Annotated in this window: 14 protein-coding genes and 1 pseudogene; 11 read left to right on the forward strand and 4 right to left on the reverse strand. The window is 62.5% G+C overall.

Annotation, left to right across the window (positions count from 1 at the left end; genetic code table 11):
* Positions 1 to 118 precede the first annotated feature (118 nt).
* The 7 genes from PQT43_RS05435 to PQT43_RS05465 all read left to right on the forward strand — a co-directional run bounded on the left by PQT43_RS05435 (position 119) and on the right by PQT43_RS05465 (position 6679).
* Positions 119 to 1786, forward strand: a complete 1668-nt coding sequence (locus PQT43_RS05435) for an AMP-binding protein (protein ID WP_267269604.1) — start codon at positions 119 to 121, stop codon at positions 1784 to 1786.
* 33 nt (positions 1787 to 1819) lie between these two features.
* A complete protein-coding gene (locus PQT43_RS05440) occupies positions 1820 to 2263 on the forward strand; it encodes a hotdog fold thioesterase (RefSeq protein ID WP_102863949.1) in 444 nt (147 codons plus the stop codon).
* 114 nt (positions 2264 to 2377) lie between these two features.
* Positions 2378 to 3184, forward strand: coding sequence for an alpha/beta fold hydrolase (locus PQT43_RS05445; RefSeq protein WP_102863948.1), 807 nt, complete (start codon positions 2378 to 2380; stop codon positions 3182 to 3184).
* Positions 3181 to 4035 carry an alpha/beta hydrolase gene (locus PQT43_RS05450; protein WP_272753576.1) on the forward strand — a complete coding sequence of 285 codons (855 nt, stop codon included), beginning with the start codon at positions 3181 to 3183 and terminating at the stop codon, positions 4033 to 4035. Before PQT43_RS05445 ends, PQT43_RS05450 begins: the two co-directional genes overlap by 4 nt.
* Before the next feature lie 50 nt (positions 4036 to 4085).
* Positions 4086 to 4745: a glutathione S-transferase family protein gene (locus PQT43_RS05455; RefSeq protein WP_102878906.1), complete on the forward strand. Its 660-nt coding sequence runs from the start codon at positions 4086 to 4088 to the stop codon at positions 4743 to 4745.
* Between the two features lie 8 nt (positions 4746 to 4753).
* Entirely contained in the window at positions 4754 to 5557 is an 804-nt protein-coding gene (locus PQT43_RS05460) for a DUF4892 domain-containing protein (RefSeq protein WP_180988369.1), read from the forward strand.
* Between the two features lie 69 nt (positions 5558 to 5626).
* Positions 5627 to 6679: an AI-2E family transporter gene (locus PQT43_RS05465; protein ID WP_102863944.1), complete on the forward strand. Its 1053-nt coding sequence runs from the start codon at positions 5627 to 5629 to the stop codon at positions 6677 to 6679.
* Between the two features lie 197 nt (positions 6680 to 6876).
* Here PQT43_RS05465 and PQT43_RS05470 read toward each other — a convergent pair whose 3' ends face one another.
* Complete coding sequence (locus PQT43_RS05470; protein WP_102878908.1) at positions 6877 to 7926, reverse strand: sensor histidine kinase; 1050 nt, start codon at positions 7924 to 7926, stop codon at positions 6877 to 6879.
* Positions 7926 to 8687 (reverse strand): response regulator, encoded by a 762-nt coding sequence (locus PQT43_RS05475; protein ID WP_272753577.1) that lies wholly within the window; start codon positions 8685 to 8687, stop codon positions 7926 to 7928. The genes PQT43_RS05470 and PQT43_RS05475 overlap by 1 nt, the downstream gene beginning before the upstream one ends.
* A 316-nt stretch (positions 8688 to 9003) precedes the next feature.
* On the opposite strand from PQT43_RS05475, the gene pyrF reads away from it, so the two are divergent.
* Positions 9004 to 9705 (forward strand): orotidine-5'-phosphate decarboxylase, encoded by a 702-nt coding sequence (gene pyrF, locus PQT43_RS05480; RefSeq protein ID WP_162884117.1) that lies wholly within the window; start codon positions 9004 to 9006, stop codon positions 9703 to 9705.
* A gap of 42 nt (positions 9706 to 9747) precedes the next feature.
* Here the strand turns inward: pyrF and PQT43_RS05485 are convergent, their stop codons facing one another.
* Positions 9748 to 10752, reverse strand: coding sequence for an NADP-dependent oxidoreductase (locus tag PQT43_RS05485; protein WP_110595188.1), 1005 nt, complete (start codon positions 10750 to 10752; stop codon positions 9748 to 9750).
* A gap of 237 nt (positions 10753 to 10989) precedes the next feature.
* Here PQT43_RS05485 and PQT43_RS05490 point away from each other — a divergent pair, with 237 nt between their 5' ends.
* From PQT43_RS05490 to PQT43_RS31335, 3 genes and pseudogenes are all read left to right on the forward strand, one after another.
* Positions 10990 to 11751 (forward strand): SDR family oxidoreductase, encoded by a 762-nt coding sequence (locus PQT43_RS05490; RefSeq protein ID WP_102863940.1) that lies wholly within the window; start codon positions 10990 to 10992, stop codon positions 11749 to 11751.
* Between the two features lie 1082 nt (positions 11752 to 12833).
* Positions 12834 to 13058 (forward strand): annotated as a pseudogene (locus PQT43_RS31330) (HAMP domain-containing protein); the annotation flags it as partial.
* Positions 13056 to 13919 carry a methyl-accepting chemotaxis protein gene (locus tag PQT43_RS31335; RefSeq protein WP_371826160.1) on the forward strand — a complete coding sequence of 288 codons (864 nt, stop codon included), beginning with the start codon at positions 13056 to 13058 and terminating at the stop codon, positions 13917 to 13919. The pseudogene PQT43_RS31330 and the gene PQT43_RS31335, both read left to right, overlap by 3 nt.
* A gap of 68 nt (positions 13920 to 13987) precedes the next feature.
* Here PQT43_RS31335 and PQT43_RS05500 read toward each other — a convergent pair whose 3' ends face one another.
* Positions 13988 to 14746, reverse strand: a complete 759-nt coding sequence (locus PQT43_RS05500; protein ID WP_170001250.1) for a hypothetical protein — start codon at positions 14744 to 14746, stop codon at positions 13988 to 13990.
* Positions 14747 to 15195: the final 449 nt, after the last annotated feature.

Here is a 15195-nt window from a genome sequence, read left to right on the forward strand (position 1 = left end):
GTATCGGGTCGTGATCCGCTACATTTCTTAACTTGCAGCGCTCCTTTGTGCGTGGAATAGTCAGCCAAGCAAGTGCTTGGTTGGTGTCGCGAACAGAATAAAAACAAAGGAGCGAGTCATGGCTGCTGCTTTTCGTTTGCCGCTGCAAGTGTTCTACGAGCGCGAAGCTCGTCATCCCCAGCAACGTTTCCTGGTGCAGCCCAGCGCCGGAGGGCAGGTGCAGGCGTTGAGCTGGTTCGACGTCGGCCAGCAGGCCCGTCGTGCCGCCCAGTGGCTGCGGGAACGGCAGCTGGCTCCTGGCAGCCACATTGCAATCATTGGCAAGAACTCCGCGCACTGGATCATCAGCGACCTGGCGATCTGGATGGCGGGGCATGTGTCGGTGCCGCTGTATCCCAACCTCACAGCCGATTCGGTGGCCCAGGTGCTGGAGCACTCCGAGTCGGCCCTGGCATTCATCGGCAAGCTTGATGACTGGCCGGGCATGGCCCCGGGGTTGAAGCCCGGGTTGCCCACCATCCGTCTGCCGCTGGGCCCCGAGGGGCATTTCGATTTCGACTGGGAACAGGTGCAGCGTAGCGAGCCCCTGGCGGATAGCCCTTGCCCGCCTGCGGATCAACTGGCCACCATCATCTACACCTCCGGCACCACCGGCCTGCCCAAGGGCGTGATGCACAGTTTCGGCAACCTGGGCTTTGCCGCCAGCCACGGCGTCGGGCTTTTCGGCCTGGGCCCCGAGGATCGGTTGCTGTCCTACCTGCCGTTGTGTCATGTGGCCGAACGCATGTTCGTCGAGATGGCGGCGATCTACACCGGGCAGACTGTGTTCTTTGCCGAAAGCCTCGACACTTTCCTGGTTGACCTGCAGCGGGCCCGGCCCACTGCACTGTTTGGCGTGCCGCGGATCTGGACCAAGTTCCAGATGGGGGTGTACAGCAAGGTGCCGGCCAAGCGTCTGGATTTTCTTTTGGGCCTGCCTTTTATCAGCAGGCGCGTCGGTCACAAGGTGCTGGCCGGATTGGGGCTCGACGCATTGCGCGTGGCCTTGTCGGGCGCGGCGCCGGTACCCCAGACCCTGTTGCATTGGTATCGCCGCCTGGGCCTGGACGTGCTGGAGGTCTACGGCATGACCGAAAGCTGCGGTTATTCCCATATCGGGCGGTCCGGGGAGCATGTTCCGGGCTGGATCGGCCGGCCCTGTCCGGAGGTCGAAGTGCGTATCGATGAGGCAGGGGAGGTCCAGGTGCGCAGCGGGGCCACCATGCTGGGGTATTACAAGGACCCGCAGAAAACGGCGGAAACCATCACCGAGGATGGTTTTTTGCGCACGGGGGACAAGGGGGAGCAGGATGCTGCCGGCAATTTGCGCCTGACTGGCCGGCTCAAGGAAATCTTCAAGACCAGCAAGGGCAAGTATGTGGCCCCGGCCCCCATCGAGAATCGCCTGGCGGTGCATGCCCATATCGAGCAGGTGTGTGTGGTGGGCGATGGCTTGAGCGCGCCCCTGGGGTTGTGTGTGCTTTCGGCGGCCGGCTTGCAGGCTGCTGGCGGCAGCTCCCGGGAAGGTCTGCACAGCAGCCTGGAAAGTCTCCTGGTTCAGGTCAACGGCAGTCTGGACAAACACGAGCGTTTGCATCGGCTAGTGGTGGTCAAGGACAACTGGGCCGTGGAGAACGGCTTTCTGACCCCGACCCTGAAGATCAAACGCAATGTGATCGAAGCCACCTATGGCGGGAGTTTTCAAACCTGGAGCGAGCGTGGCGAAGCCGTGCTGTGGCAGGATTGATCGACAAGAACAACCCGAGAGAAGGAAGCGGCGATGAGTCTGTGGCGTACCACTCCGAACATCGAACAACTGAACGCAATCCAGAAGAACACCATCGGCGAAGTGCTGGATATTCGCTTCGAGTCCTACGACGAGGAGTCGTTGACGGCGAGCATGGTCATCGACCATCGCACCCACCAGCCCTATGGCCTGTTGCATGGCGGCGCGTCGGTGGTGCTGGCGGAAAGCGTCGGCTCCATGGCCAGCTATCTGTGCATCGATGCCAGCCAGTTCTATTGCGTGGGCCTGGAGATCAACGCCAACCACCTGCGGGGCTTGCGCAGCGGTCGGGTGACAGCGGTAGCCAGGGCCATTCATATCGGACGAACTACCCATGTCTGGGACATCCGCTTGAGCAGTGATGAAGGCAAGGCCAGTTGCGTCTCGCGCCTGACCATGGCCGTGGTGCCACTGGGACAGAAACCGCCGGTGGCTTGAAACAACGGGTCATAGGCTGAGCCCGGGTGTCAGCATTCCTGTCCGTTACGGTCATTGCCCTGGTACGGGGCCTTGCGGACAATCGTTGTTGGTTTGGTGGATGGATGAGTCGGTATGTCGCAACAGGTTTTTTTCGCTCACGCCAATGGGTTTCCCTCCGGGACTTACGGCAAGTTGTTCGCTGCCCTGGCGCCTGAGTTCCAGGTCAGCCATTTGCAGCAGCACGCCCATGACCCGCGTTTTCCGGTGGACGATAACTGGCGCAGCCTGGTGGACGAATTGATTCACCACCTGCAACAGCAGGCCCAGCCGGTATGGGGCGTCGGACATTCATTGGGCGGGGTGTTGCACTTGCATGCGGCCTTGCGTTGTCCGGAACTGTATCGGGGCGTGGTCATGCTCGATTCCCCGGTGCTGACCCGGGCCGATCAATGGGTGATCCGCGCCGCCAAGCGGTTTGGTTTCATCGACCGCTTGACTCCCGCCGGGCGCACCCTGGGACGTCGTGAGGAATTTGCCGATATCGAAGCGGCCCGCAGCTACTTCTCGCGCAAGACCCTGTTTCGCGCGTTCGATCCGGACTGTCTGGACGCGTATTTGCAGCATGGCCTGCAGCAAGTGGGCGACCGCCTGCGGTTGCGCTTCGATCCGGCTACCGAGATCAGCATCTATCGCGGCGTGCCCCACACCAGCCCTGGCAGCGCCCGCCAGCTAAAGGTGCCCCTGGCGGTGGTGCGGGGGCAGCAGAGTCGGGTGGTGATGCGTCATCACACCAGTGCAGTGGGGCGCATGCCCCATGGGGAATCGCTGACCATGCCCGGCGGCCACATGTTTCCTCTTGAGCGGCCCACTGCCACGGCGGCCTTGCTCAAGGAGCTGTTCAGCCGCTGGGACGATCGCCAGCAACGGAGTTGTGCATGAGCCATACCGTCGAGGAAGTGCGCCTGAGTCTGCGCCACATCGAACTGGCGGCTCATCTGTTCGGGCCCGAGGACGGTTTACCGGTCATCGCCCTGCACGGCTGGCTGGACAACGCCAACAGCTTTGCCCGGCTGGCGCCCAAGCTCAAAGGTCTGCGTATCGTTGCCCTGGACCTGGCCGGCCATGGTCATTCCGGGCATCGCCCCCTGGGGGCCGGCTATGCCTTGTGGGACTACGTGTACGACGTGCTGCAAGTCGCTGAACAGCTGGGCTGGAAGCGTTTCGCCCTGATGGGCCATTCCCTGGGGGCGATCGTATCCCTGGTGCTGGCGGCCGCGCTGCCGGAGCGGGTCAGCCACCTGGCCTTGATCGACGGGGTCATTCCACCGACCGCCAAAGGCGAGGACGCCGCCGAACGCCTGGGCATGGCCCTGCAGGCGCAAATCAACCTGCAGGACAAGAGCAAACCGGTCTATCGCACTCTGGAACGGGCCATCGAAGCACGGATGAAGGGACTGGTCGCGGTCAGTCGCGAGGCTGCCGAACTGCTGGCCCAGCGTGGCCTGATGCCGGTTGCCGGTGGCTACACCTGGCGCAGTGACAGTCGCCTGACCCTAGCCTCGCCGCTGCGGCTGACCGAGGAACAGGCCATGTCCTTCGTCCAGCGTGTCAGTTGTCCAACTCAACTGGTGGTTGCGGCCGATGGCATGTTGGCCAGGCATGAAGCGCTGTTGCAGCGTCTACCCTTTAGCCGTGAGCAGCTGCCAGGCGGCCACCATCTGCATCTCGACGATGAGACCGGTGCCCGCTTTGTCGCAGACTGTTTCAATCGGTTTTTCGCCGTTCCTTGACTTGACGGGGTCAACTGTCGAGGCTGGGCGGGTTGAAATGGGAGACAACCATGATAGATCTGTACACCGCTGCGACCCCCAATGGCCACAAGGTTTCCATCCTGCTCGAAGAGCTCGGCCTGCCCTATACCGTGCACGCCCTGAGTTTCGACAAGCGGGAGCAAAAGGCGCCAGCGTTTCTGAAGATCAATCCCAATGGACGTATTCCGGCCATCGTCGATCGCGACAATGGTGATTTCCCCGTATTCGAATCTGGCGCGATCCTGGTGTACCTGGCCGAGCGCAGTGGCCAGTTGCTGCCCGCCGACCCCAAGGGCCGCTCCATCGTCATGCAATGGCTGATGTTCCAGATGGGCGGGGTGGGGCCCATGCAGGGCCAGGCCAACGTATTCTTCCGTTATTTCCCGGAAAAGCTCCAGGGCGCCATCGACCGCTACCAGCATGAAACCCGGCGCCTGTACGAGGTGCTCGATACTCGTCTGCAGCAGGTCGAATACCTGGCCGGGGACTACAGCATTGCCGACATCGCCACTTTCCCCTGGGTGCGCGGTCATGAATGGTCCGGTGTCTCGGTACAGGGATTGCCGGCCCTGCAACGCTGGATGGCGGCCCTGGAGGCCCGGCCTGCGGTCCAGCGCGGCTTGCAGGTTCCGCAGCGCAATGATGACGCCAGCGTCGTCAAAGGCGCCCAGGCCATGCTTATCCGATGAGAGTGTTCATGCGTTCAATCAGTGCTTTGAGCTTGGCCTTGTTAAGCTCGCTGGCGCTTGCCGCCGATCTGCCGGGCAGTCATGACCTGCCTTTGGTTCCCCGTCTGACCGACGCACAAATCGTCGACTACCGCCCCGAAGTGGAGCAGGAGCGCGTCTACCCCTTGGGGTCGGTCCGCAGGATCAGCGGCCAGCTGCGTTTTGACGGACAGGTCAATGCCAGGGGCAAACTCACCGCCATTACCTACCAATTACCCGCCGAGCGCACCTCCAACGAGGCCTTCACCCTGGCCCGGGAGGCCCTGCAGAAGCAGGGGGCCGAGCTGTTGTTCTGGTGCCAGGCCAGGGATTGCGGCGAGAGCAGCCTGTGGGCCAATCAAGTGTTCGGCAACGCCAAGCTGTACGGCGCCGATGAGCAGCAGGCCTATCTGCTGTTGCGCCTGGCGGAGCCCCAGGAGAACACCCTGGTGGCCTTGTATAGCATCACCCGGGGTAATCGCCGGGCCTACCTCCATGTGGAACAGTTTGATGCTGCAGCGCCTCTGGGCGATCTGCTGCCCACCTCGGCGACCTTGCTACGGCAGCTGAAGGACACGGGAAAACTGGATCTGCCAAAACTCGCGGACCCCCAGCCCGTCTGGCTCAATCTGCTCTCTCGTGGCTTGAATCTGGACACCACGATGCGGATCAGCCTGTCCGGCAAGCAGGCTGAAGCCTGGCGCCAGGCCCTGATCAGCCAGGGCGTGCTGGCCACGCGCATGGAGACCGGCAACACCGAAGTGACCGGCTTGCACGTCGAACGGCTGCGTTAAGCTGTTTCAGGCGGCCCGCATTCGCGGGTTCGCCTACTCTTCTCTGATTCTTCTTGCGCGAGACATTTCATGCCCAATAACGATCGCCTGCTGGTGCAGATCCTGCTCCTGGTGTTGTTCGGTGCCAGCTTCTGGGTGATGGCGCCTTTCTGGTCGGCGCTGTTCTGGGGCGCGGTGCTGGCCTTTGCCAGTTGGCCTCTGATGCGATTGCTGACCCGTTGGCTCAATGGCCGCGAATCCCTGGCCGCAGCGCTGCTGACCCTGGGCTGGATGGTCCTGGTGGCGGCGCCCCTGGTCTGGCTGGGCCTCAATCTGGCGGACCATGTGCGCGATGCCACGGCCTTTATCAAGGACGTACAGGTGGACGGGCTGCCCGAGGCTCCCGCCTGGCTCGGTGGCTTGCCATTGGTCGGAGAGCGCTTGGTGGCGTTGTGGGACAGCATCGACCAGCAGGGCGCGGCCCTGATGCTGGCGGTCAAGCCGTACCTGGGGCAGGTCGGCAACTGGTTGCTGGCCCGCAGTGCGCAGATTGGCGGGGGCATTCTTGAGCTGACCCTGAGTATTGTCTTCGTGTTTTTCTTCTACCGCGACGGTCCGCGCCTGGCGCTGTTCGTGCACAAGCTGCTGGAACGCCTGATCGGTGACCGGGCCGGGTATTACATCGAACTGGTGGCCGGCACGGTGCAACGGGTGGTCAACGGAGTCATAGGTACCGCAGCGGCCCAAGGCGTGCTGGCGCTGATCGGATTCCTGATTGCCGGCGTTCCCGGGGCGCTGGTGCTGGGTATCGTCACCTTCCTGCTCAGCCTGATTCCCATGGGACCGCCCCTGGTATGGATTCCGGCCACGGCCTGGCTGGCCTGGAAGGGCGAATACGGCATGGCGGTGTTCCTGGGAATCTGGGGCACCTTCATCATCAGCGGCGTCGACAACGTGCTCAAGCCGTATCTGATCAGTCGCGGCGGCAATCTGCCCCTGGTGATCGTGCTGCTGGGCGTGTTCGGCGGCCTGATCGCCTTTGGCTTTATCGGCCTGTTTATCGGGCCGACCCTGCTGGCGGTGGCCTACAGCCTGCTGCTGGACTGGAGTGCCAGCCAGGCCCGTGCCCAGGAACCGCGCTGACGTGCGGATTGCCGCTCCCCGAGGGAGCGGCAAGGGGCCAACAGACGGCGACGTTGACGCTGCTGCCGGGGTTCAACTGATACTGCTTGCTGAGGTTGGCGATCATCTTGCCCAGGGCTTCGGCGATGTTGGCCTGCTGGTTCTGGGCGTCGCTGTCCTGGGTACTTGAGTTTAGTACCCGTCGCTACACAAGGCGCTCAGGGGCGGGGCAGGTGCAACACTGCAGTCAGGCCGCCGCCCGGGGTTTCGTCCAGCAGCAATTGCCCACCCATGCGCTCCGCCGCCTCGCGGGCGATGGTCATGCCCAGGCCGACGCCGCCGGAGTTGCGGTTGCGTGAGCCTTCGAGGCGGAAGAAGGGCTCGAACACGGCCTCACGCTTGTCGGCGGCAATCCCCGGCCCGTGATCGATGACCCGGATCAGCAACTGCTCACGGTTGTCTTCCAGGGTCAGGGTGGCCTGCCCGGCATAGCGCAAGGCGTTGTCCAGCAGGTTGTTGAGGCAGGACTGCAGGGCCATCGGCTGCACCAGCAGGGGCGCGCAATGGCCTTGGGCCTGGACGTCGGCGCCCTGGTCCTGGGCGTTCTCGCACAGCGACTCCACCAGCGCCTGCACATCCATCCATTGCGCCGCCTCGCTGGTGCGCTGTTCATGCAGATAGCTGAGGGTGGCATCGAGCATCTTGATCATGTCGTCCAGGTCCTGGCGCATCTGCCCTTGCAGCTTGCTGTCCTCGATCTGTTCCAGGCGCAGCTTGAGGCGTGACAGTGGCGTGCGCAGGTCATGGGACACGGCGCCGAGCATGCGCCCCCGCTGCTGAACCTGTTCCTGTATGCGTTTTTGCATCTGGTTGAAGGCGCTGGCCGCTTGTCGCGCTTCCCGGGGGCCGACTTCTTCCAGGGGCGGGCTGTCGAGATTTTCACTCAGGCGTTCCGCGGCATCGCTGAGGCGCTGGATGGGGCGCGATAGCAGCTTGGCGCCGTACCAGGCGGCGATGATCAAGGAAATGAACTGGAAAGTCAGGGGCACCAGCGGGCCACCGAACCAGGGCCGTGGCGGGCGTCTCGGGAAATGCGGTGGCTGAACTGGAGGCTGGCCATTGTTGAACGTCGCCGAATGGGGCGGCGGCGGTGGGGGCGGTGGTCCGTAATGGTGAAACCAGAAGAACGCCAGCAGGTGGGCGAGTACGATCGCGATCAGCAGGACGCCGAACAGGCGGCCGAACAGCGTATCGAAACGCCCACGCATCAGCCGATATCTCGGGCGTCGAACAGGTAGCCCTCTCCGCGCACGGTCTTGATCAACTGCGGCGATTTCGGATCATCCCCGAGCTTCTGCCGCAGACGCGAGACCAGCAGGTCGATGCTGCGATCAAAGGCTTCGATGGAGCGTCCGCGGGCGGCGTCCAGCAGTTGTTCGCGGCTCAACACCCGGCGCGGGCGTTCGATGAATACCCACAGCAGGCGGAACTCGGCATTGGACAGCGGCACCACCAGCCCATCGGCCGAGATCAGTTGGCGCAGGACGCTGTTCAGGCGCCAGCTGTCGAAGCGGATATTGGCTCGCTGTTCGCTGCGATCATCACGGACCCGGCGCAGGATGGTCTGGATTCGCGCCACCAGCTCTCGGGGTTCGAAGGGCTTGGCCATGTAGTCGTCGGCACCCAGTTCCAGGCCGATGATGCGGTCGGTGGGTTCGCAGCGGGCGGTGAGCATGAGGATCGGAATATCCGATTCGGTGCGCAGCCAGCGGCACAGGGACAGGCCGTCCTCCCCGGGCAGCATCAGATCCAGTACCACCACGTCAAAGTGTTCGGCCTGCAGGGCCTGGCGCATTGCTGTTCCGTCGGTGACGCCACTGGCATGGATGTTGAAGCGCGCCAGGTAGTCGATCAGCAGTTCGCGGATCGGTGCGTCGTCGTCGACGATCAGGGCCCGGGTGTTCCAGCGCTTGTCATCGGCATTGACTGCTGCTTTGGAGTCGTTGAGAGGGGCTGGAGTGTTGTGCATGGGGCGTTCATCTGCCAGGTAGGCTTGCCGCCACTAGAAGGTGACGGCGGGGTTGTGGCTTCAGCATAGGCGTCCGGCCCGGGGGCTGGAAGTGCTGTTCGAGGGTATTGCGGCTGGGGAGGGTAGCGTCGGGGATTGTTGCTGACGTGTCGTCAGTGTATCCGGCTTGATACAAAGTCCGCGTCTCCCGGGGGATTTGTCGGCCGGATCGGCATTCGCGACCACCGTTGAGGATGTTTTACCTTTCATCGGGTCCCGGAGCGCCACGGCTTGCGCTACAATCCGCGCCGATTTCGACTTGCCTGAGAGCCCCTTCATGTCCGCCTGCCAGACTCCTATCATCGTCGCCCTGGATTTCCCCACCCGTGACGCCGCACTGAAACTGGCCGATCAACTGGACCCGAAACTGTGCCGGGTCAAAGTCGGCAAGGAACTGTTCACCAGCTGTGCCGCCGAGATTGTCGGGACCTTGCGTGACAAGGGTTTCGAAGTGTTCCTGGACCTGAAGTTCCACGACATTCCCAACACCACCGCCATGGCGGTCAAGGCTGCTGCGGAAATGGGCGTGTGGATGGTCAACGTGCATTGCTCCGGCGGCCTGCGCATGATGGCTGCCTGCCGCGAGGTGCTGGATCAGCGCACAGGTCCCAAACCGCTGTTGATCGGCGTCACCGTGCTCACCAGCATGGAGCGTGAAGACCTGGCCGGTATCGGCCTGGACATCGAGCCCCAGGAGCAGGTCCTGCGCCTGGCCGCCCTGGCGCAGAAGGCCGGCATGGACGGCCTGGTGTGCTCGGCCCTGGAAGCCCAGGCACTGAAGAGCGCCCATCCGACTCTGCAACTGGTGACCCCGGGGATTCGTCCGGCGGGCAGCGCCCAGGACGACCAGCGGCGGATTCTCACCCCGCGTCAGGCTCTGGACGCAGGCTCCGATTACCTGGTGATTGGTCGTCCCATCAGCCAGGCGGCCGATCCGGCCAAGGCCCTGGCCGACGTAGTGGCCGAACTGGCTCTGTAACACGCCTCCTCTCGCAGGAGCCGGCTTGCCGGCTCCTGCAGGTCAGACCTTCAGTACCAGCTTGCCGAAGTTCTCGCCGCTGAACAGCTTGGTCAGCGTTTCCGGAAAGGTCTCCAGGCCTTCGACAATATCCTCCTTGCTCTTGAGTTGCCCCTTGGCCATCCAGCCGGCCATTTCCTGTCCGGCGGCGGCGAACTGCGAGGCGTAGTCCATCACCACGAACCCCTCCATGCGCGCACGGTTGACCAGCAGCGACAGGTAGTTGGCCGGTCCCTTGACAGCTTCCTTGTTGTTGTACTGGCTGATGGCGCCACAGATCACCACCCGGGCCTTGAGGTTCAGGCGGCTGAGCACGGCATCGAGAATGTCGCCGCCGACGTTGTCGAAATACACATCGACGCCTTTGGGGCACTCACGCTTGAGCCCGGCGTGCACGTCTTCGCTCTTGTAGTCGATGGCGCCGTCAAAACCCAGTTCGTCGATGAGGAACTTGCACTTGTCCTGGCCGCCGGCGATGCCCACCACCCGGCAGCCTTTGATCTTGGCGATCTGCCCGGCGATGCTGCCCACCGCGCCTGCCGCACCGGACAGCACCACGGTGTCACCGGCCTTGGGCGCGCCGACATCCAGCAGGGCGAAATAGGCCGTCATGCCGGTCATGCCCAGGGCTGAAAGGTAGCGCGGCAGAGGGGCCAGCTTGGGGTCGACCTTGTAGAAGCCCCGGGGCTCGCCCAGGAAATAGTCCTGCACACCCAGGGCACCATTGACGTAGTCGCCGACTGCGAATCCCGGGTTGTTCGAGGCAATCACCTGGCCCACCCCAAGGGCGCGCATGACCTCGCCAATCGCCACCGGAGGGATATAGGACTTGCCTTCATTCATCCAGCCGCGCATCGCCGGGTCCAGGGACAGGTATTGGTTCTTCACTAGAATCTGCCCCGCTGCCGGTTCGCCGACGGCGACCTGCTGGTAGGTAAAGGTCTCGCGGGTGGCTGCCCCGACGGGACGTTTGGCAAGCAGGAACTGGCGATTGGTCAGGGTGGTCATGACAGGCACTCAAGGGGTGAATGAAGCTCTAGTTGATAGACCCTCAAGGACGTTGTCGCAAGGTTTGCCAGTCCAGCGAATGGGAGCCAATCCAGTGTGGTGATGTAGAGAGGGGGGCGTTCATCACCAGCAGGCATAAGACCTCAACCGGCCTTTTGATAGTGCTGACGCGACCATGGCCGGCTGTGGCTAGATTGGATTGGGTAGCTGACCCGTACTTGATCGAGGATCTTTGCAATGAGCATGACGTTTTCCGGCCAGGTGGCCCTGGTAACCGGCGCAGCCAACGGTATCGGCCGGGCGACTGCCCAGGCGTTCGCCGCAGAAGGTTTGAAAGTGGTGGTGGCGGATCTGGATGTGCTCGGAGGCGAAGAGACGGTGGCGCTTATCCAGGCGGCTGGAGGCGAGGCGCTGTTCGTGTCTTGCAACGTCACCCGGGAGGCGGATGTGCAGAACCTCATGGCCCGGACAATCGAGGCTTATGGCCGTCTGGACTATGCCTTCAACAATGCCGGGATCGAGATCGAGAAGGGGCGGTTGGCGGAAGGCTCCCTGGATGAGTTCGACGCCATCATGGGGGTCAACGTCAAAGGGGTCTGGTTGTGCATGAAGTACCAGCTGCCGCTGCTGCTTGCCCAGGGCGGCGGCGCGATCGTCAACACCGCTTCTGTGGCTGGCCTGGGCGCCGCTCCGAAGATGAGCATCTATGCGGCGTCCAAGCATGCCGTGATCGGCCTGACCAAGTCAGCGGCCATCGAGTACGCCAAAAAGAAGATTCGGGTGAATGCCGTCTGCCCGGCAGTGATCGATACCGACATGTTCCGCCGTGCCTATGAGGCTGACCCGAAGAAGGCCGAATTTGCCGCGGCGATGCACCCGGTGGGGCGTATCGGCAAAGTCGAGGAGATTGCCAGTGCGGTGCTCTATCTGTGCAGTGATGGCGCCGCTTTCACCACTGGACACGCCTTGACCGTCGACGGCGGCGCCACGGCCATCTGACTGCAGGCTCGGGCCTTGGCGCAACAGCCCGCCGGGGCCCGATGGAATCGACCTCCAGTGTCCTGAAAACGACCTCGGCGTAGCTTTTTGCCATTATTCCGACGTCAGAGACTTGTGCGCCGGTACACGCCGTTGCGACCCTTCGCAAAGACAAAATGGCCTGATTGCCATTGGGGATTGGAAGGGGACTGCGCACCATGACTTCGGCCGCGAGTGGACGTTTTGCCAACCTGGGCATGGCAAAGAAACTGGGTATCGGTTTTGCCCTGGTGTTGCTCTTGACGGCCCTGGTGGCCGGCATCGGCGTTTGGTCCCTGCAAACCGTCAGCCAGCGTTTCGATGGCCTCAAGCAGATGTCCCAGCTCAACAGTGGCGTGCTCAAGGTGCGACTGCTGGAGCAGGACTATGCCTTGCACGGCGACAGCAAGACAGTGGACAGCCTGCATGAAAGCCTGGATGCACTGTTGCTCCTGGCCCAGCAGCTCAAGGGGCAGTCGACCGCCAACCAGTCAGTGATGGGGGAGGTCGAACTGGCGCTGGCGGACTACCGCAAGGCCTTCGATGAATTCGTCGAGCTCACCCAGGCCAAGGACCTGGCCCTGGAAATGGCCAGTTGGTCGGTGTCCAGTGTGGCCAACAACCTTGATGTGCTGCAGGCCGGTCTGGCGGATGACGGCGCCTATACGCTCAAGGATTCCCAGGGCAAGGAGGGCGCGGAGTTCATCGAACAGGCCAATCAGATCAGCCAGGTTTCGCGCCTGATGCTGCAAGCCATGAACGAAGCTCGGGTGCGCCTGGACCAGAATCGCAAGGGAGATGAGCAAGGCAGGGCCGAGCAGGGCAATATCGAGCAGGCCGAGCAGGCCCTGGCTCAAGCCGAGCAGTTGAAGAGCGCAGTCAAGGATGGCGGCTACCAGACGGTGCTCAACGAGGTCGCTGGGCACATCGGCAACTTCAGCGAAAAACTCAACGAATACACCGGCCTGTTGGCTCAGGAGAAGCAGGTCTATCAGACGTTGCATGAGCGCGCCGCCCAGGTGATGGCACGGGTCGACCAGGCTTATGCCGCTGAAGATCTGTCGATGCAGGGGGAGCTGGAGAAAAACACCCTGCTGATCATCGGCTCCTCGGCCTTGGCATTGCTGGTGGGGCTGCTGGCGGCCTTGAGCATCACTCGCCTGATCGTTCGTCCGCTACGCAGCGTGATGCATGTGGCCCAGCAGATCGCGGCGGGGGACCTGAGCGCCACGGTGGTGGTCACCCGGTGTGACGAGATCGGCCAGTTGATGCAGGCGATGCAGCAGATGGGCAGTGGCCTGAGCGGTATCGTCAGTGGCCTGCAGGCCGGGATCGAGCAACTGGCCAGTTCGGCCCAGTCACTGTCCTCGGTGACCGAGCAGACCAACCTTGAAGTCAGTACCCAGAAGGAAGAAACCGAACAGGTGGCCACCGCGATGAATCAGATGACCGCCACGGTGCACGATGTGGCGCGCAATGCCGAGCAAGCGGCCCAGGCCGCCCAGGCGGCGGATGACAAGGTGGAGAGTGGCCAGCAGGTCGTGCGCCAGAGCATGCAGCGCATCGAGCAGTTGGCGGATTCCGCGACCCGGGCCAGCAGCGGCATCGAGAGCCTGAGCGCAGAGATCGACAACATCGGCAGCGTGCTGGATGTCATCAAGAGCGTTGCCGAGCAGACCAACCTGCTGGCCCTCAATGCCGCCATCGAGGCGGCAAGGGCGGGGGAGCAGGGCAGGGGCTTTGCGGTGGTGGCCGATGAAGTTCGGGCCTTGGCCAAACGTACCCAGCAGTCCACCGAGGAGATCGCGCGTCTGGTGACGGCATTGCATGCCGCTGCCGACTCTTCCGTGCAGCAGATCCAGAGCAGCGGCGAGCTGGTGAAGCTGGCGGTCAGCGATGCCCTGCAGACTGAAAGTGCCCTGGGCAGTATTGCCGCGGCGGTGTCGTTGATTCAGCAGATGAACCAGCAGATTGCCGCTGCCGCCGAACAGCAGAGTTCGGTGGCTGAAGAGATCAATCGCAGTGTCACCAGCATTCGTGCCAGTGCCGACCAGTCTTCCCTGGCCATGCAAGGCAATGCTGCGTCGAGCATAGAGCTGGCGCAGTTGGGTGTGGAGTTGAAGGGGATGGTGGGGCATTTCCGCTTGTAGCGGCGAAGAGGGCGCTGTTGCATCGAACCCCTGCCCGGCGCTGGATGCGCCAGGCAGGGGTTTTCATATCAGTCGTAGATGGCTTTCTTCTTCCAGTCGGCGTCGGCTTCCACGGTCTTCAGGCCTTGGGTCAGCTCGTTGTCCTCGTCTGGCGCGGGCTCCAGGGTCGACAGCACCATGGCGTTGGCACGGGCCAGGAGCTTATCCAGGTATTCCAGCTGTTCCTTGTAGACCGCCGGGTCCGGTTGCTTGCGCAGGTATTGCACGCCGCGTTCGAAGGCCAGGCGGGCCTGGCCCGGCTGGTTCTGTTGCAGGGCGTATTGGCCCAGGTTGTTGAAGAACTCGATATGCAGCAACACCAGGATATGGCGGATCTCCTTGATCCAGCGCTTGGCTTCATTGGGTTGCAGGAAGCCATCGTGGGCGGCACGGGTGACCTGGCCGTGCATGGCCTCCAGCAGGAAGCGAACATCCTTGGCCTTGGCTTCGGTCTGGATCGGCGACGGTGGATTGTTCACCGGAATCGATTCGCCCTGTCCCACCAAGGTATTGAGCTCGGCCAGACGCGCCTTGAGAGCGCTATCTGCCTTGTCGAGGTTGAGCATGCGCTGCACAACGTTGAGTTCCAGGCGTGTCAGCAGCAGCTTGAGGGCCGGTGACATGAACTGGCCAGGGAAGGTTTCGGTGATCTCGCCGCAGCGACGCAGGCGATCATTGAGTTCGACTTTGGTGCGGGCCTTTTCCAGTTTGTTGTTTTCCACCACATGGTTCATGTAGCCAATGGCGATCAATAGTGCGATCCCGGCTATTACCAGCAGGGTGATCATGAGTGGTGTCACCGTTAAAACCTCGTTATAGGATTCGCGTGCGAGTGTAGTGGCTTGGCATTTAGACGCATAGCGCCGCTCGACGAGCCGGGCATGAGTTGTGCTGCTTATATAGGTATAGAACCACCAGGGTGAGCCCCAGGTTCAAATTGCCATCACCGGCTGCGGGGGACTATAGCGTCTTGTCGAGTGCCAGAATATAGGCGTCAAAGCGCGGACGGCAGAAAAGCCCGAAGTGAGCCTAAAACCACTCCGAAGTCATTGATTTAAATAAAATTATATCTGGGGGTTGACGGCCTCCCAAAGCATCCATAGAATGCGCGCCACTTTCAACGGAAAGCAAAGCGCGAAACGTTGAAGGTAGTGAATGTTGTAGCGTGTCCCCTTCGTCTAGTGGCCTAGGACACCGCCCTTTCACGGCGGTAACAGGGGTTCGAGTCCCCTAGGGG

The organism is Pseudomonas sp. BLCC-B112 (genome assembly GCF_028550695.1).
GTDB lineage: Bacteria > Pseudomonadota > Gammaproteobacteria > Pseudomonadales > Pseudomonadaceae > Aquipseudomonas > Aquipseudomonas danubii.

Coding starts and splice junctions, on each gene's coding strand:
- PQT43_RS05435 (WP_267269604.1), top strand. CDS start 119: ATGGCTGCTGCTTTTCGTTTGCCGCTGCAAGTGTTCTACGAGCGCGAA.
- PQT43_RS05440 (WP_102863949.1), top strand. CDS start 1,820: ATGAGTCTGTGGCGTACCACTCCGAACATCGAACAACTGAACGCAATC.
- PQT43_RS05445 (WP_102863948.1), top strand. CDS start 2,378: ATGTCGCAACAGGTTTTTTTCGCTCACGCCAATGGGTTTCCCTCCGGG.
- PQT43_RS05450 (WP_272753576.1), top strand. CDS start 3,181: ATGAGCCATACCGTCGAGGAAGTGCGCCTGAGTCTGCGCCACATCGAA.
- PQT43_RS05455 (WP_102878906.1), top strand. CDS start 4,086: ATGATAGATCTGTACACCGCTGCGACCCCCAATGGCCACAAGGTTTCC.
- PQT43_RS05460 (WP_180988369.1), top strand. CDS start 4,754: ATGCGTTCAATCAGTGCTTTGAGCTTGGCCTTGTTAAGCTCGCTGGCG.
- PQT43_RS05465 (WP_102863944.1), top strand. CDS start 5,627: ATGCCCAATAACGATCGCCTGCTGGTGCAGATCCTGCTCCTGGTGTTG.
- PQT43_RS05470 (WP_102878908.1), bottom strand. CDS start 7,926: ATGCGTGGGCGTTTCGATACGCTGTTCGGCCGCCTGTTCGGCGTCCTG.
- PQT43_RS05475 (WP_272753577.1), bottom strand. CDS start 8,687: ATGCACAACACTCCAGCCCCTCTCAACGACTCCAAAGCAGCAGTCAAT.
- pyrF (WP_162884117.1), top strand. CDS start 9,004: ATGTCCGCCTGCCAGACTCCTATCATCGTCGCCCTGGATTTCCCCACC.
- PQT43_RS05485 (WP_110595188.1), bottom strand. CDS start 10,752: ATGACCACCCTGACCAATCGCCAGTTCCTGCTTGCCAAACGTCCCGTC.
- PQT43_RS05490 (WP_102863940.1), top strand. CDS start 10,990: ATGAGCATGACGTTTTCCGGCCAGGTGGCCCTGGTAACCGGCGCAGCC.
- PQT43_RS31335 (WP_371826160.1), top strand. CDS start 13,056: ATGGGCAGTGGCCTGAGCGGTATCGTCAGTGGCCTGCAGGCCGGGATC.
- PQT43_RS05500 (WP_170001250.1), bottom strand. CDS start 14,746: ATGATCACCCTGCTGGTAATAGCCGGGATCGCACTATTGATCGCCATT.